The sequence below is a fragment of the Geminocystis sp. NIES-3708 genome, from assembly GCF_001548095.1.
In the GTDB taxonomy this organism is placed as follows: Bacteria; Cyanobacteriota; Cyanobacteriia; order Cyanobacteriales; family Cyanobacteriaceae; genus Geminocystis.
This window is the reverse complement of sequence record NZ_AP014815.1, coordinates 1,548,239-1,570,245: the sequence shown is the minus strand read 5'-3', so window position 1 is coordinate 1,570,245 and position 22,007 is coordinate 1,548,239. Positions and strand designations below refer to the sequence as shown.

The window sequence follows — 22,007 nt, the reverse complement described above, 5'->3', positions numbered from 1 at the left end:
TTAATTAAATATTACTTTAATTTGATCATAATATTGCTTATTGAGTTCTATTTTAGCACTACCGCCATTAACTGCTATTTCTAACCATCCGTTACTATCAATTAAGGCTAATAAATCTCCTTCATTAACATTAGAATAAGTTAAATGTTGCTCAATCTTTGTTTTTTTTTCTATAACATACCATGATTTATTATTAAGCATATTAACAGGAATATTAGTTACTAAATTACCATAGATATCAATATACTGAATTGAACCAATAATTTCTTGATTATTAATAATAATAGGCTCAATATTGATTTTGACTAAATTTTCTAATGGTATTTGTGTTCCTAACTCATCTAAACTAATACCTTTACTTATATAGGCGGCTACGGGTGCAAAAATATCTCTACCATGAAATGTCTTGCTAGGGTTACTATTCAACCAATATTTATGATTAGTTAATTCGATAACTTTTTGAAGTTTATATTTTTCTAAAATTCCGCTAAAAATACCATTATCAGGACAAACTAAGTAACCCTTTTCAAACTTAATTGCAATACTTTTTCTTGCACTTCCTACGGTAGGATCAACTATGGCTACATAAATAGTATTATCAGGAAAAAAATCCATAGCATTCATTAAAGCAAATCTAGCCGCCAAAATATTTTGTCGAGGAATTTCGTGAGTTAAATCAATTAAATTTACATCGGGATTAATCGTCTTAATAACTCCTTTCATAACTCCCACGTAAATATCTTGTAAACCAAAATCTGTTAGTAAAGTTATCATTTTTTCTTGATAGTTATATATTTATAAAGCGTTAATTATGATTAAAAATTCCAAAAAAATAAGTTAAATATTAATTTAAATTTATTAATAGTTTCCGTTGACTCAATGGGTAACTCCTAATCTCTATACTTCTTAAATAAGTTCGTTACTTATTAAGATTTTGTAATAAATGATACAAAAATTATAAAAAAAGTTATTATAGAAGTACAAACAAAAAATAATGAAAATAAAATTAATAAATAAAATTTTAGAGGTAAAACATAATGAACATTGCTCGGAAAAATCAAATGAGTGCCAATGCAGGACAAGCCTATCAAGATAGTTTACGTAAAAATTTAGAACATCGCTTAGAAGTTGCTAGAAATCAAGGTAATCAAAAATTGGTTGAACAATTAGAAAAAGAAGCTACTTATTTACATTTGAAATAAAAAATTATTAATAAAGTTAATTGTTTTGTATTCTCAATGAATTACCAAATCAAAATCAAATAAATAATAAGGGTTTATCTTTAAGAGGTGCAAAAGCATCTGTATCAAAACGATACAGTGTAGCAGGTCTTCCAGCACCTTTAGAAGCCTTTTTTCTGGTATCTATTAAAAATCCTAATTTCAACAAACGTGAGCGAAAATTAGAATAATCAGTGAAATTTTCTCCTAAAACAGTAGTATATAACTGATAAAGGTCGTAAAGAGTGAATAATTCTGGCAAAACCTCAAAAGCGATGGGACTATATTCTAATTTATTGCGTAATCTTTGATAACCATACTCTACAATTTGGTTGTGATCAAAAGCAAGGGCGGGAATAGAATCTAGTGTCATCCATGTAATGCTTTTTATATCTTTTGTGATTTGTGCTTCTTTGTATCTAACTAAGGCAAAATAACTTACAGATAGATAACGCACCCCAAAACTATCCGATGATTCTCTAGGATCTCTATGAGGATCACCAAAAGTATATAATTGTTCTAAGTAAAGATTGTTGACTTGTATTTTTTCTGCTAAAGTTCGATAGGCTGCTGATTCTAAAGATTCTCCTTGTCTTACTAAAGTACTAGGTAAGCTCCAATAGGTTTTAAATGGATTTTGTTCACGTTTTACCAGTAAAATCAATAGTTTATTATTAGTTGTATCCACGGAAAAAATTGCATTATCTACTCCTACTTTAAAATCTGCTAGGCAATGGTTTACATTAAGTACTTTTTTGTTCATCCAAATATAAACTATTTTCTTCAATATAAGTTTTTACTTTATCAGTTAATACCCCTTGATCATGATTTGTACGATAGTCAGTGGAGGAAAAAGGAGGTGTTTGACAATTTGCGATCGCACATCCTAAACTAATATGATTAATATTTGTAATAACTTCATTATCAATTTTATAACCTTCACGGGGAATTAATAAAACTTTTACCCCTTGCCATAATTGTTGTGCTTCATACCATGTAAAAATTTGTTGTGCCAAATCTGTGCCAATAACAATAGTTAAATCAATATTTTCTCCCCATTTTATCTTCGCTTTTTCTACAGTATATATTGTTCGGCGATCGCTTATTTCGGGACAATGAATAATATTACCATAAGTCGAATTCATATCTTCAATAAGTAACTCTAGCATTCGACTACGATGAGGTAAATCACTACCATGACTTTTAAAAGGATTCTCGGAAGCATAAACGGCGACGAAGTCATAGTTATTACCTAAGTAATTTAATATGGTTTTATGGGCGATAGTAGGGGGATCTGCACTCGTACCAAAAATAGCGACAAACATAAATAACTATTAATTATTTGGAGGATATTCCAAAGAAACAGCACCTAAATAACCTTTGCGAAAATCTTGTAATATTTGACGAGCAACCCGTTCAAGATCATTATTATACTTAGACTGTGCTAATCTCAGTATAAACTCTTCCCCTGTCATATCTAAAGGATCTAAACCATAACGAGAATGTAATACAGATTCTGTACCCAAATTGACTAATAAATCAACGAAAGCCTGTGCCACTTCTTGATTATTATAAGCAGCGTCGCCGATGTCTTCACAAATAGCTAATTTTAAGGCATCTTCCTGATTTTCTAATTTCAATGGAATTATACCAGGAGCATCTAATAATTCTATTTCCTCGGAAATGCGTACCCATTGCAATTGTCTTGTTACTCCTGCTTTTCTAGCACTAGCTACTATTTTACGTTTGAGTAAACGGTTAATTAAAGCTGACTTGCCCACATTAGGAAAACCAATCACCACGGCACGAACAGGACGAGGTAACATTCCTCGACTATAACGACGTTCATTAACGGCAATCCCCGCCGATTGAGAAGCCTTTTGTATTGCTTTTACTCCACCACCATCTTTAGCATTGGTAAAATAAGGTATTTCTCCCCGACTTCTAAACCAAGTACGCCATTCATCACGCAAAGCATCGGTAATCATATCTTCTCGATTCAAAATCAAAATCCGTGGTTTTTCGCCAATCCATTCTTTAACTTGAGGATGATGAGAAGCTAAAGGTATTCTTGCGTCTCTTACCTCTAATACTACATCAACTTTTTTTATTTGTTCTTTTAATTGTCTCTCCGCTTTGCTAATATGCCCCGGATACCATTGAATCAGTGCCATAACCAAATTTATAAATAATTTAAGGCGTTTAGATTTAAAATTGAAATTAACTTCAGCCTTATAAAAAATGAAGCAGTCAAATCTTATCACCTCAATAATTATATCTATTTTGACTACATTTCTTGATTAATTAATAATAATTAAAAAGAATGATTATAATTAAACTTAAAATCATCAATTTTCATTGAATTAAAATTAATTTTATTATTATCATGAGTAGTTTTCGTGTGGGCATAGCTGGTCCTGTAGGCTCAGGAAAGACAGCATTATTAGATGCTTTATGTAAAACGATGAGAGAAAATTATTCTTTAGGGGCAGTAACTAATGATATTTACACCCAAGAAGACGCACAATTTTTAGCAAAATCTCAAGCATTACCATTAGATAGAATTAGAGGAGTAGAAACAGGAGGATGTCCTCACACTGCCATAAGAGAAGATGCTTCTATTAATATTGAAGCTATTGAGGAATTAGAGTCTTTATTCAGTGACTTACAATTAGTATTTGTGGAAAGTGGTGGAGACAATTTGGCAGCAACTTTCAGCCCCGAATTAGTTGATTTAACTATTTATGTTATAGATGTAGCTGCTGGGGATAAAATACCCCGTAAAGGTGGTCCTGGTATTACTAAATCAGACTTGTTGGTCATTAATAAAATTGATTTAGCACCCTATGTGGGAGCGAGTTTAGAAGTAATGACAAAAGATACAAATAAAATGCGTGGTGATAAACCTTTTGTCTTTACTAATCTTAAAACTGGAGAGGGTCTAAGTCAAGTTGTTGATTTTATTAAGTTTCATTGTCCTTAGGAAAAAAAAGTTATCTATTGAATTAAGGAAGAAATTTGTCCTAAAATAAATATAATAATTAACCAAGGAATAATCCAAATAAAAAATTCTTTTACTCTTGATTTTATTCTGCTCTTAATCGATTTTTGTTCTTTAAAAATTGTTTGACGGTAAAAATAATTAATCACAAAAGTTAATAATAAAACGATTAATTTTCCCCATAAATCATAAGATTGATCATAGTTCAATATAACAATAATTAAAGTTTCTAATATTATTCCAATACAAAAAAAAGTTGCTAAAGGTAAGTTTAATAACATGGGTATAAACACTAATTCTGGTTTAATAAATGCACTAACGGCATATATTATCATCCAAAAAATAAACCATAATAAACTAATGCCAAAACTTCGAGGAGACAATTTTTTAAGGTTAATAAATTCTTTATTTTCTAGTTTCTGATATAAATTATAACAGTTCATTTCGTTGGTGTTAATAAAGTAAATTTAGATTCTGGTATTATTATTTTCTGAAAGCAATTTTTTGAACTTTGTTTTTCAGTGGATAATTGATCTTCGGAAAATGAAATATAGCAATAGTTATTTCCATAAGTAACTAAATTAAGCTCAGATAAAGTTTCCGTATTGACTAATAAAGAAGATGGTGATTTGAGCAAATTTTTCATCTCTTCTAAACTAGCAGGTATGACTCGATGTTCACTATAAAAGTTCATGGAAGGACGTTCGTAGTCAAAAGAAATATAAACAGTTTCTTTCGGTTTTACCATTTCTTTAACCACTGCGGCAACGGGTTTGACTTTATAAGCTTCATTTAATTCCCATAACCAATAATTGGAACTAAAAAACATCATTAAAGATACGTACATTCCCCAAAATAACACAGAAATAAATTGTGGTTCTTTCTTATTCAAAAGAATTGTCGTCGTGGTAAATGTAATTAATAATAGTCCTAAAACCGTTAAAAGATTTTGATTATTGGGCTGAGTTAAAAGAAAATAGAAAAATCCTCCTGTAATGACTACACTAAGAAAACCAAAAAATATTTTCCATGTTGGAGGATAAGCCATAAAAGAAGGGAGAGATTTAATTTGTGCTAATGCTACTCCTGCGGCAATGGATAAAGCTGGATATATCGGCATGATATACCAAGGTAATTTTGTTCCCATAATCGATATTATGACAAGATAAATACTACTCCAAACTAAAATGAATTTTGCCCAACTCCAATTCTGATTTTTATAGGCGATCGCAATGCCATAAACAGCAATAAAAAGCCAAGGATGAGGATATTTCAGTAATTCTAAAAAATAATACCAAATTGGTCCTTGATGTCCTTCTACGGCAGTAAAAATGCGATCTACAGACTGATCTTTAATAGAAGTATTGATAAAATTTTCACCATAATATTTATATTGTGCCAATTGCCAAGCAATAACAGGAACACTACCTAAAAGTAATCCTAACCATAAATAAACTGAAGAAATTAATCGAGGAGTATCCCAAGCAAGAAATAAAAAGGCAATGGCAACAAATAAAATGCCTATCATCCAACCTTTACTCAGACAGATTAAGGCAAAACTAAGTCCTGTGGGTAAACTCCATCGTAAATCTCGTCTTGATTTTAAAATAGATAACATCAATAACATTTGAAAACATAACACTGCACCATCAAGCATGGCTAATCGTCCATGACGGACTACAGGCATAGTGGTAAGATAAACTAAAGCTGAAAATAAAGCATAATTACGAGGTAAAAATAATTCTCTCGCTAAGGAATAAAGTAAAGGCACAGATAAAGCCGTTAAAGAAGCACCGACAATACGAGTTGTCAGTTCACTGACTCCAAAAAAACTATAAACTAAAGCCGTTAAACTATGAATTAAAGGCGGTTTATTGAGATACGGCTCATCCCAAATTGTAGGAAAAAGCCAGTGTAAATCCATGAAAGAAGATTGATAAATTTCCTTCGCTACTTGAGCAAAAGTACCTTCATCCCAATCTCTTAAGGGTAAATTACCTAAATGAAATGTATATAAAATTATAGCAACACAAAAAAGACCAAAAAAAACAAAAAATTCTTCCCAGTATTCTTCTGATTTTACTCGATAGCGAGGGATTTTAGAAGTAAAAATATGACGATTCATAATATAAAAATTAATTCTTAACCATTGACTATTAGAACATTTTTCTTGAGAATCAAACTACTCATTAACAATGAAAACAACATAGAAAATTAATATAACCTGAATAACCTATAAAATTTACTGGTGAATATATAACAAAGAACACAGAAGAGAGAAGATAGTAAAAATAATTGATTAAAACATCTCAAAATTAATTTTATTAAGATTATATTAATTATTTAATAGATAAAAATTCAGAAAAATTAACCCAAAACCTAAGCATTTGAAATATTCTTACGCTGTATTCAGATAATCGACTAAAGAGCAAAAGTGAAACATGGATGATGATTAGTTCTAGGGTTTTCATAATCTCCTAATTATCCGGTTTTATAGTGCGGTAAAAAAAAGATAACATACAGAAATAATTTTGCTAAAATAGCGATCTATTCACTATTCTTTGGTAAATTATAGAGCTTATGTTTGTTTATCATGTCGAGGAATTAAGAAATCAAGGAATACTCAATCTAGCAAATTCTGAGTTATTTCATCAAGGACAAAAACTGGTAAAAAGTATTTCCATTTCCAAACGACTTAAACAAATGGCGATTAATATTTGTCAACAAGAATATCAAGCTGGTAGAGTCTGTATAGTAGTGGAAAATGAGAGTCATTTCACTATTTGGAAACAAAAGATCGATAATCAATTAAAGAAAAAGATTACCAGTGATTCACCTTCAGAGTCAAAAATTGAAGTTAAACCTTTGGATGCACAATTAATCTCCGTGTGTGAAAAACAATTAGGTCAATATGTTGGTCCTATTAGCAAGTTTATTGTCGATGATTTAGTAGCGGAAAATCCTCACATAACGAGTAAAAAATTAGTTAATTTAGTGAGTGAGGAAATTCCTGATGAATCTCATAGAGAAGAATTTAAAAAATATTTTATAAATATCTTAAAGGATTAAAATTCTAATTTGAGCCTTTATTTTTGTCTCTCATCTGATTTAATTTTTTCATCGCTAACATAAAACTGGTTTTCATGCGAGAAAAAGAATCGGCTAATGCACCAATTTCATCATGGGATGTTTTTTGAAAATCAACGGTTAAATCACCTTGAGATACCATTTCAGCTACTTTAGTCATTTTCACAACTGGACGTACTACGGTTTTTCTTAACCAATAATTAATGACAAGAATAACAATTGCAAAAACACCTATAACTACAGACATATTGAGAATAAATGATTTACGAGCACTTTCGATGACTTTACTAGCGGGGACAAATATAATTTGACTCCCAATTACTTCATCTAATTGCCAACCAAATCCTCCTTTTGAGCCATAAAGATTGATCATACTAACAGGAGCGGCTTGGGGGGTAGAATGACATTCTAAACAACTACTTTGTGTTATTTTTAAGGGACGAGCAATATAAAAAATATCTTCGTTATTATTATTTCTAAATCCTTCTATGGCTTTGGCTACATTACCAGAGCGGAATTTTTCGATAATTTGTGTCTCAAAATCATCGGCTTGATCTCTTGGATTAGTGGGATTAAGGGCAGCTTCTTTATAAAAAAATTGTTGATAGTCTTTGTTGCTACGAAAATTCTCAAATACTTCTGTGGCTGAATAAGATGGAACTGTTTGGGGTAAAAATTCTTCTTTTAAACGGGAGGCTAATTCTGGTTTAATCTGCTTACTGGTATAGTCTCGCACTGAGATCATGGTATCCATTAGAATTAAAGCTTGGGAAGTAATTTCTCTTTGGGTATTTTGATTCAAAAGATAAGATAAAGCTATACCACTTAAAACACTACCGATAAGAAAAATAAGAATTAAAATGATAGTTAATTTTTGTCCCAGTTTCAAATTGTCATAAAATTTAGAAGTGCCAAGATTTTTAATATTCATATTTTTAAGTATTGAATTTTCACTTATTAATTATTATATAAATCAAAAAAAAAATTAATATTAATATTTTCAGATGCAGATTTGTTTTGGAGAAGAAAAGATGAGTTTTACTATTAATTAAGAATCTGTGCTAGTCTAATCAAAACTAAGAAAATAGATTTGGGCATCAAAATAACCCCAATAAAACTCTCAACCTAAATTCAAAATCATCATGGATGGATCATTTGCGCTTACCATACAGATTGTTATAACAGTTGTAGCAGGAATTAGCGCTCAAGTATTAGGAGAATATTTAAAAATACCGAGTATTGTCTTTCTACTCATCTTTGGCATTGCTTTAGGTAGAGACGGGTTAGAAATATTACATCCAGAATTATTAGGTACAGGATTAGAAGTTTTAGTGGCGTTAGCCGTCGCCATCATCCTCTTTGAAGGAGGATTAAATCTTGAATTAAAAGAATTAGGAAGAGTATCAGGAAGTATCCGTAATTTAGTTACTATAGGCACTTTAATAACATTTTTAGGTGGAGGAATGGCTGCCCATTGGTTAGGAGAATTTCCTTGGCAAATTGCTTTTTTATATGCTTCTTTAGTCGTAGTAACAGGACCGACAGTTGTTGGACCACTTTTGAAACAGGTAACGGTAGATAGAAGAGTGGCAACTTTACTTGAAGGAGAAGGGGTATTAATCGATCCTGTAGGAGCTATTTTAGCGGTAGTAGTACTAGATACGATCCTTAATAAATCTCCTGATTCGGTGGAAATTATTTCAGGCTTATTATTCCGTTTAGGTGTTGGTGCGATTCTTGGTGGTGTTAGTGGATGGTTATTAGGCACATTTCAGAAAAAAGCAAATTTTGTTGCTGATGATTTAAAAAATTTAGTGGTATTAGCAGGAGTGTGGGGAACATTTGGACTATCTCAAACCATTATCAGCGAATCAGGATTAATGGCAACAGTAACAGCAGGTATTGTTTTAAGGGCATTTAGTATTCCTGAAGAAAGATTATTATTACGTTTCAAAGGACAATTAACTGTTTTAGGGGTATCCGTTTTATTTATTTTATTAGCGGCGGATTTGTCTATTGCCAGTATTTTTGCCCTTGGTTGGGGTAGTGTATTAACGGTGTTAGTTTTAATGTTAATAGTTCGTCCTTTAAACATTTTAATCTGTACGTGGGGAAATGGGATGAATTGGCGACAAAAGTTTTTTTTATCATGGATTGCACCTCGTGGTATCGTCTCAGCTTCCGTTGCTTCTTTATTCTCGATTTTACTCACTCAAAATGGTGTTAATGGTGGCGACTCTATCAAAGGATTGGTATTTTTAACCATTATGATGACGGTTTTTATTCAAGGTTTAAGTGCTGGTGCGGTAGCTAATTTACTTAAAATAACATCAGATCAAGCTACAGGAGCGATGATTATCGGTTGTAATCCTTTAGGGCGTTTAATTGCAGGTTTATTTATTTATGCGGGAGAATCCGTTGTTTTAATTGATACAGATAAAGATGCTTGTGAAAAAGCGAGAAAAGACAACTTGCCAGTAATTGAAAGTAGTGCATTAGATCATCAAGTATTAGAAGAAGCAGGAATAGAATCTTTTGGCACTTTAATAACTCTTACCAATAATGGTGATGTTAATTTAATGATCGCACAAAGGGCATCTGAAGAATTTACATTACGAAAAATTTTAGCCGTATTTCCTAATAATGATGATAATAATATCAAAACGAATAAACAAAAAATTAATCAAGCTTTTATGTCTCAATTTTCCATGAAAACATGGAATCAATATCTAATTGATGGACAGTTTAAGTTAGGTAAAACAACAATTAAAGCTAATGCGATTGATTTACAACAAATTCATTTACAAACCATGATTAGCACTGGAGAATTACTACCTTTATTAATAAAAAGAGAAGGTAAATTACTTATCTTAGTTGCAGGAGAAGAATGGAAAATAGACGATGAAATTATCTATTTATTACATGATTCTCGCCCTGATTTATTAAAACGTTTATCTGGTAATATACAATCTTCTCGCTTTAGTTTAGATAAGTTAAAAGAAGTAGAAGAAATACCAATTTATAGTTTAGATAAATTATCTACTTTAGAAATAACTAATTAATAATTATAATAAGTAAATTTATAATTTTATTCAAAATCTCAATAAAAATTAGTTGAATTTTATTTTTATCACTTTTTTTGGTGGATTTTTTTTACAATTGCTTCTATGAAATACTCTTTTCTTAATCAATGGGAAAATTTACAAGGTATTTTATATAGTAGATTAAGTCTTTTAATTTTATCTATTCCTTTTATGTTTATTGGCATTTATTTCAAAATTATTATTAATTTATAGAGTTTTTAATAAATTTATTGATAAAATAACATCATTAATTATTAAAAATTTTCATTTTCATTATCGTGTTATGGTTAGATTTATTATGTTAGGCGGTCCTGGTTCAGGAAAAGGTACTCAAGCTTTAAAAATTAGTAAAGATCTTAATTTAACAATTATTGCCACAGGAGATATTTTACGTCAAGGAATTACTCAAGATAATGGATTAGGAATAAAGGCTAAAGAATATGTTGAGAAAGGAGAATTAGTACCTGATTCTATCATGATAGAATTTATGAAAAAACGTCTTTTACAAGAAGATGTTACTAAAGGTTGGGTTTTAGAAGGTTATCCTCGTACAGCATTTCAAGCGGAAGAATTAGACTTTTTATTAGAAGATTTAGTCCAAAAAATTAACTATGCTATCTATTTAGATGTTAGTGAAGAAACTATGATTAAACGTTCTTTATCTAGGAAAAACATCGATGATAAATTAGAAACCATACAAAAAAGAATTCAATTATTTAAACAACGCACAACTCCCATTTTAGAATATTATCAAGGAAAACATAAATTAATTACCATAGCGGCAGAAGGTACTATTGAGGAAGTGGAACAGGCTATATTTAAAGAGACAAAAGTCATAAACTAGATGCTTTTATTATCATGGCACAAATATAATGCAACTGATAGTATAGACAAACACAAAAAAAGACGGAATAAAACCGTCTCAATTATTTCTTAAACTTTGAATTCGTAACAAAAAATAAATAAATTATTGTACTGTAATTACTCCATTCATTCCTGCACCACGATGAGGCTCACAGTAATAAGGATATTCCCCTGGTTCGGTAAAAGTAATATCAAAAGATTCACCAGCAGAAAATGCTAAACCTTTATGGCTTAGTTTGTCAGCATTCTTGACAGAACTATCAAATACTACATTATGAGGAGCCAATTTATTATTTACCCATTTTACGGTATCACCAGCATTAATTGTTACTTTCGCAGGTTGAAATCCTAAAGCTCCATTATCAGCACCCATTTTTACTTCCACAGTATCAGCTAGTGCAGGGTTAATTGCTGAAAACATCATTGTAACTGCTAACAATAGAGATGATAAGAATACACCTAATTTTTTACTCATTTTTATATTGATTTTTTCTAATTTTCTTTTTTTCATTTTACCACTAACTTTGACCACTTGTCATTTTTACTACCAAAAAAAATCCTGAATCTTAGCTTGTATTGATAGACTTTTGTGTGTTATAATATTAATTGACTCGGACTTATGCAATCGTGACGCTCAAACCTTGTCAGAACCGGAAGGTAGCAGCAATACGAGATGCTTATGGTGGGCGTAGGCTTCGGGTCTTTTCTCTTCATTAAACTTTCATTTTTTTTGTTGTAACTTTAAACATTAGAAGTTTTAATTAATTGAACTATTACTTCTGTTAGTTCTGGTGTTGCACCCAGTGGAAAGATGAAATTTAACTTCGTGTCGGTAGTTTTTTGTAGTAATTTTATTTCATCGTAAATTGTATCTATAATTCTACCTGTAAACAAGAAATAAGGAAGAATCCCAATACTATTTGAACAAGAGTTCGGTAGTTGATTAACTATAGTCGCAAGATTAGGTGAAATTGACCAATAAGCGGATTCTGCCTTTAATTTTTTAGCTATTTGTTGAGATTCTTGATTACCTTGAGCAATTTTTGTACCATGACTTAATAAAATGCGGTGATTGGTGGGTTGTTGTTGATATTTATTGTCTAGTAATGTGATTAAATTTTCACTTTGCCCTAAATGAATCATCAATTCTATTTTAAGGGGTGAAAAAGGACGAGATATTTCCACCTCTTCGGGGATGTCTTTTAAAACGTGAGTACCAGATAATAAGAATAAAGGCAATATTTTGAGAGTTGTATAACCTTTTTTAGCGTATTTTTGTGCAAAATTAACAATTTTTTTTGATAAAGGTTGATCTCCCAATTCCAAATAAGCTGTAACGATAGGTGCTGTAAATCCTTGACTATGCAATTTTTCAATAATTAATTGTTGTAATTGATCTAATTGTTGACGATAAGCAGAATTGCGACTACCATGGACTACTAACATATAGGCTATCATAATTGATAATTAATGATGAATAATTGACAGTTGAGAGGGAATAGTTAATAGTTAATAGTTATTGATTATTTATTAGACATCTCAATATTTTATCTATTATGGAACTTTTACCCTCTAATTTACAAAGATTAAAAGATCAAGTTGCCATCGTTACAGGTGCATCCAGAGGTATTGGCAAAGCTACAGCTATTACTCTAGCCTCTGAAGGTGCAAAGGTTGTTGTTAATTATGCAAGTAACTCTCAAGCGGCAGATAATGTTGTTAATGAAATTATAAGTGCTGGAGGAGAAGCCATCGCTATTAGTGCGGATGTATCTCAACAAGAAGCAGTAGAAGAAATGTTTAAACAAACTACTAGTAAATGGGGAAGAATTGATATTTTAGTCAATAATGCTGGAATTACTCGTGATACTTTAATGTTGCGAATGAAATTAGAAGATTGGCAACAGGTAATTAACCTTAATTTAACAGGGGTATTTTTATGTTGTAAAGCCGCTAGTAAAATTATGTTAAAGCAAAGAAGTGGAAGAATTATTAATATTTCATCAGTAGCAGGACAAATGGGTAATCCGGGACAAGCCAATTATAGTGCCGCAAAAGCTGGGGTTATTGGTTTAACGAAAACCCTCGCTAAAGAGTTTTCTAGTCGTGGTGTTACTGTTAATGCCGTTGCACCCGGATTTATCGAAACTGATATGACAGAAGGTTTACAAGCGGAAGAAATCTTAAAAATGATCCCCCTTAATCGTTATGGTAAGCCAGAAGAAATTGCAGGAATGATTCGCTTTTTAGCTGCAGATAACGCCTCTAATTATATTACAGGACAAGTTTTTAACGTTGATGGTGGCATGGTAATGTAATTTATTGATTAAACATTAAAACCAAACAACTGTAAGGGTGAAAGCATTATTCACCCAACCAATTAAAAACCAATAAGCAATTTATTAAATTAGATTCCTCTAAAAAGTTCGGCAATATTGTAATAGTTTCTTTAATTTTTTGCTAATTTTAAAAGATAACAATTAAATGTGTTTTGGCTGAAAATTGATAATTTGTTACCTTAAATTGATTTTATTGTTTAATGTGATCTCTGTCCATTTATGACCAGTTGAGTTATTTATGCTCAATAATCCATGCGATAGCAGGAAGTAAAACAATACTGGCGATCGTAATAATAGATACAATCCAAATAGTATTAATGTATTCTAAAGTCATAGTGCAAATCCTCTCTATTAATAGTCGGTTTCCCCTAGCACTAAGCAAAAAACTTAAGGTTCTGATTTGCTCTACCTTCTATTTTAACTACTTATTTTTCTATCTTTTTATTAATGTTATAAAAAGTTATAAAAAGTAACTATTAACTAAATACGAAAGTTTTCTTTAACTATTTCCTAACTGTTGAGATCTTTGATAAGCAGCAGTTACTGCAGAAATAACAGCATTACGGAAACCATTTTTTTCTAATTGTGCCACTCCAGCTATAGTCGTGCCTCCTGGACTTGTAACTTGATCTTTCAATAAAGCAGGGTGTAAATTTTGTTGTTTCACTAATTGGGCAGTGCCTAAAACCGTTTGTGTTGCTAATTGTAAGGCAATTATGCGAGGTAAACCCGCCGCCACACCCCCATCAGCTAAAGCCTCAATCATTAATGCTACAAAAGCAGGACCAGAGCCAGATAAACCAGTTACGGCATCCATTAAATATTCTGGTATTTCAATCACAGATCCAATAGCGTTAAAAATAGACAGGGTAGTGGTCAATTGCTTTTCAGAAACAAGGTTATTTGGACTAATAGCAGTCATTCCTTCCCCGACAATAGCTGGAGTATTGGGCATAACTCTTACAAGGGGAAATTGAGGAAATCCTTGGGCTAATTTGTCCAAAGAAACTCCCGCTAAAATTGAGAGAATTAAAGGATTTTTTGTCTGAAAATTGAAAGTTAAATCTGAGATTACTGTGGAGAAAATTTGAGGTTTAATCGCCAAAATAATTATGTCGGCATTGTCTAAAATTTCTTGATTTTTTTCTGTAATAGTAACTGAATATTTTTCCTGCCAAAACTGACGACGTGTAATCGAAGGCTCACTGATGATAATCTCTGACGAACTATATATTTTTTCTTGAATTAGGCGAGAAATAATCGCTTCTGCCATTACTCCACCGCCAATAACACCTATTTTAAATGACACTTTTCTACCTAATTTTTAATTTCTAATTCCTAATTCCTAATTCCTAATTATTTTACTGTGCGATGGGATCAGATAATGATGTGGAATCACCTTCCCAGAGAGATTCAGAAAAAGAACTACCTAAAGTACTACTGCTGACCATGGGTTCTCTAACTTGATAAGAATTACCAGATACAGTACTAACTTTAACACTTCTGGGAGTGAATAAAAAGATACTTTCTCCTATTCTTTCTTGATGACCATCAATGGCGTAAGTACCACCAGCCACAAAGTCCACGGCTCTTTGAGCTTCATCTGGTTCCATTATATTTAAGTTTAATACCACACATCTTTGCTCTTTTAAAGTTTGAATTACCTGGGGAATTTCATCAAAAGAGTGGGGCTCGATTACTACTACTTCATTCACAATGTTATTAACTCCTGGCATTCCGATAACGTTATTTGGTAAGCTGCTTCCGATACTACTACCGTCCATATCAAGATAAGATGATGAAGGTAACTCCATTTTAAGGGCGGATTTATCACGATGACGACGACGAGAAGGAGTAGAAGATTGTACAGGGGTTTCAGGTTGTGATTCCATAACTGGTTCAACAATTTTTTCTTCTTCCAATGAATTTTGAGTTGCTAAACTCTCAATTTCATCCTCGTAATATTGGTAATCCTGTTGACCTCCACCAATAATATCTTTTAATTTACCTAAAAAATTACTCACTTGTTTAATTCCTCAATGACTCTAGTATAATAGTACAAACTTTGTGATTTCAGACAAAAATTTAAGGATACTTTCCTTCCATTTATAGTTTAGGTTACAAAACAAGGTTTATTTTACTCAGATTTTGTCTGAAGTTTCAAATTAACGATTAAGTACTCATGTAAAATTAATTGTATAGAGGCAATAAGTTTAAATCCATTGTTACCAAAGCTTTGACAAAACTAAAATGCACAATCAATTTTACTCACTCATCAGTAGTCAACTTAAATGATCAAAAATCCTGTTTTAAAAGACTTTATTCTACTTATAAAATAACCTCTAATTACCAAAACGCATTTTAGCTAAAGCCGTTTGAGTTTTTGTATCCAGAGAATTAAAAAGAAAACGCCCCTGAGATTTCTGTCGAGGGCGAAAGTTAGGCTTTTCTTTAGTTTTAGTTGAATCAATTTCTTTAGCTAATCCTTGAGCTGATAGCCATTCTGCCCCATATCCGACAACAGTATGACGTTGTGCTTGATCTGAAGTAGCGACAATTATTCTTGTATCGGTTTCAGGATTTCGGCGAGGAAAAGATGCACAAAATTTTTCTATGTAGGTATCCGCAGTTTCAGAATAAGATGTGTAGTGAACTGATACGTTTTTACCATGTTTTTCTTCATAACTAGGAGTTTTTTGATAATGAGCATCAAAAACTATTTTTGCTTCTAGTGCTTTGTAACCCGTATAATTAACCAAACTCTCAATTAAAGAGTCTCTGGCGTGTTCTAAGCCGTTTTTATCTCTAATTTTTTTAAGCCAGTACCATGTCCCAATTATATTGTAGCCATCTACCAACAAGATAGCTTGAGAAGTAGTAGAAACCATTTCTTTGCATATATTATTTAACTAAGGGTTTTTTTTGCGATGTCATAATGGTAAATTTTAACAAAAATTTAAGATCTTCGGTGTATTTATTGCCACATCTTTTCAAATAGTTCTTGTGGATTACCCTGACTTACGACTTCTCCTTGTTTTAATAAAAAATAACCATCAGCATAGTTTAATTCTTCTAAACGATGAGTTACCCATAATGCAGTCATTCCTCTTTCTTTGACCAATTTTTGTACTAAGGCGACTAATTCTATTTGAGTATCGGGATCTAATAATGCAGTCGGTTCATCTAATAATAATACTTGACAATGACGAGCAATAGCACCGGCAATGGCAATACGTTGTTTTTGCCCACCGCTTAAAGCGTAAATGGGACGACGTTCTAATTCCAAAAGATTAACCGCTGTTAATGCTTCTTGTACCCTTAATTTGACTTGGGATAGGTTTAGTTTTTCCTCTACCAATCCGAAAGCTATATCTGCCGCAACAGTGGGCATCACTAATTGATGATCTGGATTTTGAAATACAAATCCTAAAGGAGGCTCGGTTTTTACTGTACCACTATCAGGAATTAATAAACCAGCTAATAATCTCAAAAGAGTTGACTTTCCACAGCCATTATTACCTAACAACATCCAAAACTGTCCTTTTGGGACATGGAGATTACATGAGTTTAAAATATTAGTTTGAGGATTCCAACCAAAACTCAAATTCTCAACAACGATCGCAAATTCAGATTTCTTCAAGGTGGTGAATGATAAAAAAACTTATTACTTATTACTTACAACTCTGTTGTCTATTTTTCCGTTAAAGCAGCAAAAAATCCGGGTGCTTTCCCACCTGCATTGACAGCATCTTTCTGAGAAATTACAACTCCTGTCACTTGATTACTTAACACGGCAATTTTTTTATCAATCTGTTTATCACAGGTTAATTGAATAATTTGTACTTCTTCACTTTTTATTATTTCTAAAATACTGTTATAAAGAGCTTGTGCTTCAGACTCTTCTTTTTTTTCGACGGATAAGGGTACGGGAATGTATCTAACTAATAAATCAATGGTAAACATAATTGTTCTTAAATTTTAATTACTTTAAGTTACAGGAAAAAGGGATAAACTTAACTAATTTTAATATTTTTAAGGATTTTTTAACAATTTAGTTGTCAAATATTGCAATCTTCCCATAAAATGTTACTATAAGTTAACGTTAAGAAAAGTAAATATTTCTCAGAAAAACATCATAATTAGAAGTTGAGACCGAGAAAAAACTTCAAAAATAACGTTTTAGTAATTATATTCATTCGGAGTTTATTTTATGACCATTGCAGTCGGACGTGTGCCGGAAAGAGGGTTATTTGATACCCTTGATGACTGGCTCAAAAGAGATAGATTTGTCTTTGTTGGTTGGTCTGGTATCCTACTATTCCCTTGTGCTTATTTAGCATTAGGTGGTTGGTTAACTGGTACTACCTTCGTTACTTCTTGGTACACCCATGGTTTAGCTAGTTCCTACCTTGAAGGTGCTAACTTCTTAACTGTAGCTGTCTCGTCTCCTGCTGATGTTTTTGGACACTCCTTACTGTTTTTGTGGGGTCCTGAAGCTCAAGGCAGTTTAACTCGCTGGTTTCAAATCGGTGGTTTGTGGCCTTTCGTCGCATTACACGGAGCTTTTGCTTTAATTGGCTTCATGTTGCGTCAATTTGAGATTTCTCGTCTTGTAGGGATTCGTCCTTATAATGCCATCGCTTTCTCTGGTCCTATTGCTGTATTTGTAAGTGTTTTCTTAATGTATCCCCTCGGACAATCTAGCTGGTTTTTTGCTCCTTCTTTTGGAGTAGCAGGAATTTTCCGCTTTATCTTGTTCTTACAAGGATTTCATAACTGGACACTCAACCCCTTCCATATGATGGGTGTGGCAGGAATTTTAGGTGGTGCATTACTTTGTGCTATTCATGGTGCAACGGTAGAAAACACCTTATTCCAAGATGGTGAACAGGCAAACACTTTCCGCGCGTTTGAACCTACCCAAGCTGAAGAAACCTACTCCATGGTAACAGCTAACCGTTTCTGGTCTCAAATTTTTGGTATCGCATTCTCCAACAAACGTTGGTTACACTTCTTCATGTTGTTTGTACCTGTTACTGGTTTGTGGATGAGTTCCATTGGTATCGTTGGTTTAGCTTTTAACCTCCGTGCTTATGACTTCGTCTCTCAAGAATTAAGAGCGGCGGAAGATCCTGAATTTGAAACTTTCTACACCAAAAATATTTTGTTGAATGAAGGTTTACGTGCATGGATGGCACCTCAAGATCAACCCCACGAAAAATTTGTCTTCCCTGAAGAAGTATTACCACGTGGTAACGCTCTCTAATTCAAAAGATAAATTTAATATCAATTCCAAGCCCTGATTCTGGGGCTATTTTTTTTGAAAATTATTCCAACCCACCACTGACGGATGAATACTCACTATCTAAACTACGATTAGAACCATTATTAATAACTATTAAAGGATTAATGGCTTGATTTCCTATATCATTAGGGGATAATTGGTCTGAAGATATACTAGATTCAGTAATACCCATGACAGTCAATGATCTAATACTAGATGTTGTAGTGCCAGGGTTTAGATGCTCTATTGTTAATTGAATGCCTTTCATATTATTTATCGGTTGATTAATAATACATTCCACGGAAGCAGAAATAGAACTTTGATCGATTCTTGTTTCCATAAAACCACCAGACATTGATACTTGAGCAGATGCTATTCCTGTAGGGATTAATGAGAATGCTGAAGTTAAACTGATAATTGAGACAACTATTTTTAAAGTTTTCATCGTCTCACCTCTCTTTACTTATCCTATCTATATCTTGATCTTAACTTTTAATACATTTTGAAACCATGACATAAACACCCATTTTGATGGGGATAAATACTCATAATTCATCGTCAAAAAAATAACGAAAAATACTGCTTTATTTACTAAAATTTCATAAAAGTAAACCCATGAATACTTAGGTAAAATTAATTAAATTCATGGCTAAAAAGTTAACTATTCCAAATAATTCATTAATAATTGCTCTATACTAGGAAGATTAAGCTCAATTTTATGATTATTTTTATATAAACTATGACTGATAAAAAACGTCTCTATAATATCGTTACTTTTGGTTGTCAGATGAATAAAGCAGACTCTGAACGCATGGGCGGTATTTTAGAAAATATGGGTTTTGAATTTACCGAAGACCCTAATAACGCTAATCTTATTGTTTATAATACTTGCACCATTAGAGATAATGCCGAGCAAAAAGTTTATTCTTATTTAGGCAGACAAGCAAAACGGAAACACCAAGAAGCGGATTTTACTTTAGTTGTAGCTGGATGTGTAGCTCAACAGGAAGGAGAAAAATTATTACGTCGTGTGCCTGAATTAGACTTGGTTATGGGACCACAACACGCTAATCGTTTAGATAGTTTATTAGAACAAGTTTTTGCTGGTAATCAAATTGTAGCAACTGATCCTATACATATTTATGAAGATATTACTAAGCCTCGCCGTGAAAGTGAAATTTCTGCATGGGTAAATATTATTTATGGTTGTAATGAAAGATGTAGCTACTGTGTTGTGCCAAATGTAAGAGGTGTAGAACAATCTCGCACCCCTGAATCTATCAAAGCTGAAATTGAAGAGATTGCCCGTCAAGGTTATAAAGAAGTAACGTTATTAGGTCAAAATATTGATGCCTATGGGCGAGATTTACCCGGCACGACGGAAACAGGACGCAATTTACATACTTTTACGGATTTACTTTATTACATTCATGATGTGGAAGGCATTGAGCGTATTCGTTTTGCCACTTCTCACCCCCGTTATTTTACAGAGCGATTAATTCAGGCTTGTCACGAATTACCCAAAGTTTGCGAACATTTTCATATTCCCTTTCAATCGGGAGATAATGACATTCTTAAGGCTATGAAACGAGGTTATACCCATGAGCGTTATAGGGATATTATTACTAAAATTCGTCATTATATGCCCCATGCTTCTATTAGTGCCGATGCCATTGTCGGTTTTCCGGGAGAAACTGAAGCACAATTTCAGAATACTCTAACTTTAGTGGATGATATTGGTTTTGATCAACTAAATACCGCTGCTTATTCTCCTCGTCCAAATACTCCCGCCGCATTATGGGATAATCAAATTAGTGAAGAAGAAAAAAGTGATCGCTTACAACGGTTAAATCATTTAGTATCAGTAAAGGCAGCGCAAAGATCTCAACGATACTTAAATCTTGTGGAAAAAGTCTTAGTAGAAGATGTTAATCCTAAAGATAACACTCAGGTAATGGGTAGAACCGATGGTAATCGATTAACCTTTTTTGCAGGAGACATACAAAAATTGAAGGGCAAAATTATTCCTGTGAAAATAACGGAAGTTCGTCCTTTTAGTTTAACGGGTGAAGCCTTATCCTTAGTAACAAGATAAGTTATTGATTGACAGTTGCCAGTTGATAGTTGATAGTTGATAGTTGATAGCTAATTGTTTAAATATGACAAAAATTATTGCCTATTTAGGACCCAAAGGAACTTATTCAGAAGTAGCTACTCTTTGCTATGGTAAATATTTACAAGAAAAAAAACTTATACAATCTGAGTTAGTACCAATAGTTAGTATTTCTCAAACTTTGCGAACGTTGGCAAAAGGTGATGCTGATATTGCTGTTGTGCCCGTTGAGAATTCTATAGAAGGTACAGTAGCAATTACTCTTGATACTCTTTGGGAACTGGAAGGGCTACATATTCAACTAGGCTTAACTATTCCAATCATACATAATTTACTATCGAGAGGGCGATCGCTAGAAGGTATTAAAACTGTTTATTCTCATCCTCAAGCCTTAGCCCAATGCCAGAAATGGCTAGAGAAAAATTTACCTCAAGCACAATTAATTCCCACCAATTCCACCACAGAAGCCTTGCATCATCTTAATCAAGAACCAACGGCTGGAGCTATTTCCTCTTTACGAGCTGCCCAATTATATGATTTACCTATCAAAGTGTCTAATCTAAACGATTATGCTGACAACTGTACTCGTTTTTGGGTTATCAGTAAAGAACCTCATGATCATGGTAATAACGTATCTTTAGCCTTTGCTTTTGAAGCAAATCTTCCAGGTGTATTAGTTAAACCTTTACAAATTTTTGCGGATAAAGAAATTAATTTAACGAAAATAGAATCAAGACCTACAAAACGTTCTTTAGGAGAATACTTATTTTTTGTTGATTTACAAGGAGATACAACCCAAACACCTATCAAGTCAGCTTTACAAGAATTATCTTCTTTAACTAAAGTCTTAAAGGTTTTTGGTAATTATGACATTCTCAACATCGATCATCAACAGTTGAATAATATTTCTTGAAACATTCTTAAGAGTATTTTTGTGGGATGAGATGTTGATTATAATTTCACTTTAACTTTTAGATTTAATTACTTCAGTTTTTTTGAATTTTGAAGAATAATCA

At 32.4% G+C, this 22,007-nt stretch carries 24 protein-coding genes and 1 other RNA gene; 10 read left to right on the top strand and 15 right to left on the bottom strand.

The features are described from left to right. On the bottom strand, nt 1-774 hold the full coding sequence (locus GM3708_RS06835) for an S-adenosyl-l-methionine hydroxide adenosyltransferase family protein (RefSeq protein ID WP_066345111.1): 774 nt from the start codon (nt 772-774) through the stop codon (nt 1-3). A 263-nt stretch (nt 775-1,037) separates the two neighbouring features. Between GM3708_RS06835 and GM3708_RS18830 the strand changes: the two genes are divergently transcribed. Then, on the top strand, nt 1,038-1,202 hold the full coding sequence (locus GM3708_RS18830) for a hypothetical protein (protein ID WP_173644997.1): 165 nt from the start codon (nt 1,038-1,040) through the stop codon (nt 1,200-1,202). Nucleotides 1,203-1,257: 55 nt separating this feature from the next. On the opposite strand, the gene GM3708_RS06830 is transcribed toward GM3708_RS18830, so the two are convergent. Genes GM3708_RS06830 through ylqF form a run of 3 tightly spaced genes read right to left on the bottom strand, consistent with a single transcriptional unit; the run spans nt 1,258 to nt 3,394 of the window. Then, complete coding sequence (locus GM3708_RS06830) at nt 1,258-1,983, bottom strand: NrtR DNA-binding winged helix domain-containing protein (protein WP_066345109.1); 726 nt, start codon at nt 1,981-1,983, stop codon at nt 1,258-1,260. Continuing rightward, complete coding sequence (locus GM3708_RS06825) at nt 1,964-2,545, bottom strand: nicotinate-nucleotide adenylyltransferase (protein WP_066345107.1); 582 nt, start codon at nt 2,543-2,545, stop codon at nt 1,964-1,966. Before GM3708_RS06825 ends, GM3708_RS06830 begins: the two co-directional genes overlap by 20 nt. 9 nt (nt 2,546-2,554) lie before the next feature. Beyond that, nucleotides 2,555-3,394, bottom strand: a complete 840-nt coding sequence (gene ylqF / locus GM3708_RS06820; protein WP_066345105.1) for a ribosome biogenesis GTPase YlqF — start codon at nt 3,392-3,394, stop codon at nt 2,555-2,557. A 212-nt stretch (nt 3,395-3,606) separates the two neighbouring features. Here ylqF and ureG point away from each other — a divergent pair, with 212 nt between their 5' ends. Continuing rightward, nucleotides 3,607-4,203, top strand: a complete 597-nt coding sequence (ureG, locus tag GM3708_RS06815; protein ID WP_066345103.1) for an urease accessory protein UreG — start codon at nt 3,607-3,609, stop codon at nt 4,201-4,203. Nucleotides 4,204-4,217: 14 nt separating this feature from the next. Here the strand turns inward: ureG and GM3708_RS06810 are convergent, their stop codons facing one another. Together GM3708_RS06810 and GM3708_RS06805 are read right to left on the bottom strand one after the other, a co-directional pair. After that, nucleotides 4,218-4,664, bottom strand: coding sequence for a hypothetical protein (locus GM3708_RS06810; RefSeq protein WP_066345102.1), 447 nt, complete (start codon nt 4,662-4,664; stop codon nt 4,218-4,220). Continuing rightward, entirely contained in the window at nt 4,661-6,346 is a 1,686-nt protein-coding gene (locus GM3708_RS06805) for a glycosyltransferase family 39 protein (protein ID WP_066345101.1), read from the bottom strand. The genes GM3708_RS06810 and GM3708_RS06805 overlap by 4 nt, the downstream gene beginning before the upstream one ends. 455 nt (nt 6,347-6,801) lie before the next feature. Between GM3708_RS06805 and GM3708_RS06800 the strand changes: the two genes are divergently transcribed. Then, entirely contained in the window at nt 6,802-7,290 is a 489-nt protein-coding gene (locus GM3708_RS06800) for a hypothetical protein (protein WP_066345100.1), read from the top strand. A gap of 4 nt (nt 7,291-7,294) precedes the next feature. On the opposite strand, the gene GM3708_RS06795 is transcribed toward GM3708_RS06800, so the two are convergent. Then, a complete protein-coding gene (locus tag GM3708_RS06795) occupies nt 7,295-8,239 on the bottom strand; it encodes a DUF3365 domain-containing protein (RefSeq protein ID WP_066345099.1) in 945 nt (314 codons plus the stop codon). A 211-nt stretch (nt 8,240-8,450) separates the two neighbouring features. On the opposite strand from GM3708_RS06795, the gene GM3708_RS06790 reads away from it, so the two are divergent. Beyond that, nucleotides 8,451-10,370 carry a sodium:proton antiporter gene (locus GM3708_RS06790; RefSeq protein WP_066345098.1) on the top strand — a complete coding sequence of 640 codons (1,920 nt, stop codon included), beginning with the start codon at nt 8,451-8,453 and terminating at the stop codon, nt 10,368-10,370. A 304-nt stretch (nt 10,371-10,674) separates the two neighbouring features. Next, nucleotides 10,675-11,235 (top strand): nucleoside monophosphate kinase, encoded by a 561-nt coding sequence (locus GM3708_RS06785; RefSeq protein WP_066349359.1) that lies wholly within the window; start codon nt 10,675-10,677, stop codon nt 11,233-11,235. A gap of 123 nt (nt 11,236-11,358) precedes the next feature. Here the strand turns inward: GM3708_RS06785 and petE are convergent, their stop codons facing one another. After that, on the bottom strand, nt 11,359-11,730 hold the full coding sequence (gene petE, locus GM3708_RS06780; RefSeq protein ID WP_066349358.1) for a plastocyanin: 372 nt from the start codon (nt 11,728-11,730) through the stop codon (nt 11,359-11,361). Nucleotides 11,731-11,863: 133 nt separating this feature from the next. Here petE and ffs point away from each other — a divergent pair. Beyond that, nucleotides 11,864-11,961, top strand: an RNA gene (ffs, locus tag GM3708_RS06775) — signal recognition particle sRNA small type. A gap of 35 nt (nt 11,962-11,996) precedes the next feature. Here the strand turns inward: ffs and GM3708_RS06770 are convergent. Next, nucleotides 11,997-12,713, bottom strand: a complete 717-nt coding sequence (locus GM3708_RS06770; protein ID WP_071827601.1) for a sirohydrochlorin chelatase — start codon at nt 12,711-12,713, stop codon at nt 11,997-11,999. A 98-nt stretch (nt 12,714-12,811) separates the two neighbouring features. On the opposite strand from GM3708_RS06770, the gene fabG reads away from it, so the two are divergent. Further along, complete coding sequence (gene fabG / locus GM3708_RS06765; protein ID WP_066345095.1) at nt 12,812-13,573, top strand: 3-oxoacyl-[acyl-carrier-protein] reductase; 762 nt, start codon at nt 12,812-12,814, stop codon at nt 13,571-13,573. Nucleotides 13,574-14,093: 520 nt separating this feature from the next. On the opposite strand, the gene proC is transcribed toward fabG, so the two are convergent. The 5 genes from proC to GM3708_RS06740 all read right to left on the bottom strand — a co-directional run bounded on the left by proC (nt 14,094) and on the right by GM3708_RS06740 (nt 17,557). Continuing rightward, nucleotides 14,094-14,903 carry a pyrroline-5-carboxylate reductase gene (proC, locus tag GM3708_RS06760; RefSeq protein WP_066345094.1) on the bottom strand — a complete coding sequence of 270 codons (810 nt, stop codon included), beginning with the start codon at nt 14,901-14,903 and terminating at the stop codon, nt 14,094-14,096. A 52-nt stretch (nt 14,904-14,955) separates the two neighbouring features. Further along, nucleotides 14,956-15,618: a cell division protein SepF gene (locus GM3708_RS06755; RefSeq protein ID WP_066345092.1), complete on the bottom strand. Its 663-nt coding sequence runs from the start codon at nt 15,616-15,618 to the stop codon at nt 14,956-14,958. Nucleotides 15,619-15,936: 318 nt separating this feature from the next. Then, nucleotides 15,937-16,482 (bottom strand): NYN domain-containing protein, encoded by a 546-nt coding sequence (locus GM3708_RS06750; protein WP_066345091.1) that lies wholly within the window; start codon nt 16,480-16,482, stop codon nt 15,937-15,939. Between the two features lie 86 nt (nt 16,483-16,568). Next, complete coding sequence (locus GM3708_RS06745; protein WP_066345090.1) at nt 16,569-17,234, bottom strand: energy-coupling factor ABC transporter ATP-binding protein; 666 nt, start codon at nt 17,232-17,234, stop codon at nt 16,569-16,571. 50 nt (nt 17,235-17,284) lie between these two features. Continuing rightward, a complete protein-coding gene (locus GM3708_RS06740) occupies nt 17,285-17,557 on the bottom strand; it encodes a hypothetical protein (protein ID WP_066345089.1) in 273 nt (90 codons plus the stop codon). A 247-nt stretch (nt 17,558-17,804) separates the two neighbouring features. Between GM3708_RS06740 and psbD the strand changes: the two genes are divergently transcribed. Next, a complete protein-coding gene (gene psbD / locus GM3708_RS06735; protein ID WP_066345088.1) occupies nt 17,805-18,860 on the top strand; it encodes a photosystem II D2 protein (photosystem q(a) protein) in 1,056 nt (351 codons plus the stop codon). A gap of 61 nt (nt 18,861-18,921) precedes the next feature. Here the strand turns inward: psbD and GM3708_RS06730 are convergent, their stop codons facing one another. Next, nucleotides 18,922-19,323, bottom strand: coding sequence for a hypothetical protein (locus GM3708_RS06730; RefSeq protein WP_066345087.1), 402 nt, complete (start codon nt 19,321-19,323; stop codon nt 18,922-18,924). 294 nt (nt 19,324-19,617) lie between these two features. On the opposite strand from GM3708_RS06730, the gene miaB reads away from it, so the two are divergent. Beyond that, a complete protein-coding gene (miaB, locus tag GM3708_RS06725; protein WP_066345086.1) occupies nt 19,618-20,973 on the top strand; it encodes a tRNA (N6-isopentenyl adenosine(37)-C2)-methylthiotransferase MiaB in 1,356 nt (451 codons plus the stop codon). A gap of 64 nt (nt 20,974-21,037) precedes the next feature. Then, complete coding sequence (gene pheA, locus GM3708_RS06720; RefSeq protein WP_066345083.1) at nt 21,038-21,904, top strand: prephenate dehydratase; 867 nt, start codon at nt 21,038-21,040, stop codon at nt 21,902-21,904. Nucleotides 21,905-22,007 lie beyond the last annotated feature (103 nt).

Bases quoted from the DNA above. Each gene is read 5' to 3' on its own strand.
- ureG (WP_066345103.1), top strand. From the start codon at position 3,607: ATGAGTAGTTTTCGTGTGGGCATAGCTGGTCCTGTAGGCTCAGGAAAG.
- GM3708_RS06795 (WP_066345099.1), bottom strand. From the start codon at position 8,239: ATGAATATTAAAAATCTTGGCACTTCTAAATTTTATGACAATTTGAAA.
- miaB (WP_066345086.1), top strand. From the start codon at position 19,618: ATGACTGATAAAAAACGTCTCTATAATATCGTTACTTTTGGTTGTCAG.
- psbD (WP_066345088.1), top strand. From the start codon at position 17,805: ATGACCATTGCAGTCGGACGTGTGCCGGAAAGAGGGTTATTTGATACC.
- GM3708_RS06805 (WP_066345101.1), bottom strand. From the start codon at position 6,346: ATGAATCGTCATATTTTTACTTCTAAAATCCCTCGCTATCGAGTAAAA.
- GM3708_RS18830 (WP_173644997.1), top strand. From the start codon at position 1,038: ATGAACATTGCTCGGAAAAATCAAATGAGTGCCAATGCAGGACAAGCC.
- GM3708_RS06770 (WP_071827601.1), bottom strand. From the start codon at position 12,713: ATGATAGCCTATATGTTAGTAGTCCATGGTAGTCGCAATTCTGCTTAT.
- fabG (WP_066345095.1), top strand. From the start codon at position 12,812: ATGGAACTTTTACCCTCTAATTTACAAAGATTAAAAGATCAAGTTGCC.
- GM3708_RS06825 (WP_066345107.1), bottom strand. From the start codon at position 2,545: ATGTTTGTCGCTATTTTTGGTACGAGTGCAGATCCCCCTACTATCGCC.
- GM3708_RS06810 (WP_066345102.1), bottom strand. From the start codon at position 4,664: ATGAACTGTTATAATTTATATCAGAAACTAGAAAATAAAGAATTTATT.
- GM3708_RS06800 (WP_066345100.1), top strand. From the start codon at position 6,802: ATGTTTGTTTATCATGTCGAGGAATTAAGAAATCAAGGAATACTCAAT.
- petE (WP_066349358.1), bottom strand. From the start codon at position 11,730: ATGAGTAAAAAATTAGGTGTATTCTTATCATCTCTATTGTTAGCAGTT.
- GM3708_RS06750 (WP_066345091.1), bottom strand. From the start codon at position 16,482: ATGGTTTCTACTACTTCTCAAGCTATCTTGTTGGTAGATGGCTACAAT.
- GM3708_RS06730 (WP_066345087.1), bottom strand. From the start codon at position 19,323: ATGAAAACTTTAAAAATAGTTGTCTCAATTATCAGTTTAACTTCAGCA.
- GM3708_RS06740 (WP_066345089.1), bottom strand. From the start codon at position 17,557: ATGTTTACCATTGATTTATTAGTTAGATACATTCCCGTACCCTTATCC.
- GM3708_RS06830 (WP_066345109.1), bottom strand. From the start codon at position 1,983: ATGAACAAAAAAGTACTTAATGTAAACCATTGCCTAGCAGATTTTAAA.
- GM3708_RS06785 (WP_066349359.1), top strand. From the start codon at position 10,675: ATGGTTAGATTTATTATGTTAGGCGGTCCTGGTTCAGGAAAAGGTACT.
- GM3708_RS06790 (WP_066345098.1), top strand. From the start codon at position 8,451: ATGGATGGATCATTTGCGCTTACCATACAGATTGTTATAACAGTTGTA.
- ylqF (WP_066345105.1), bottom strand. From the start codon at position 3,394: ATGGCACTGATTCAATGGTATCCGGGGCATATTAGCAAAGCGGAGAGA.
- pheA (WP_066345083.1), top strand. From the start codon at position 21,038: ATGACAAAAATTATTGCCTATTTAGGACCCAAAGGAACTTATTCAGAA.
- GM3708_RS06835 (WP_066345111.1), bottom strand. From the start codon at position 774: ATGATAACTTTACTAACAGATTTTGGTTTACAAGATATTTACGTGGGA.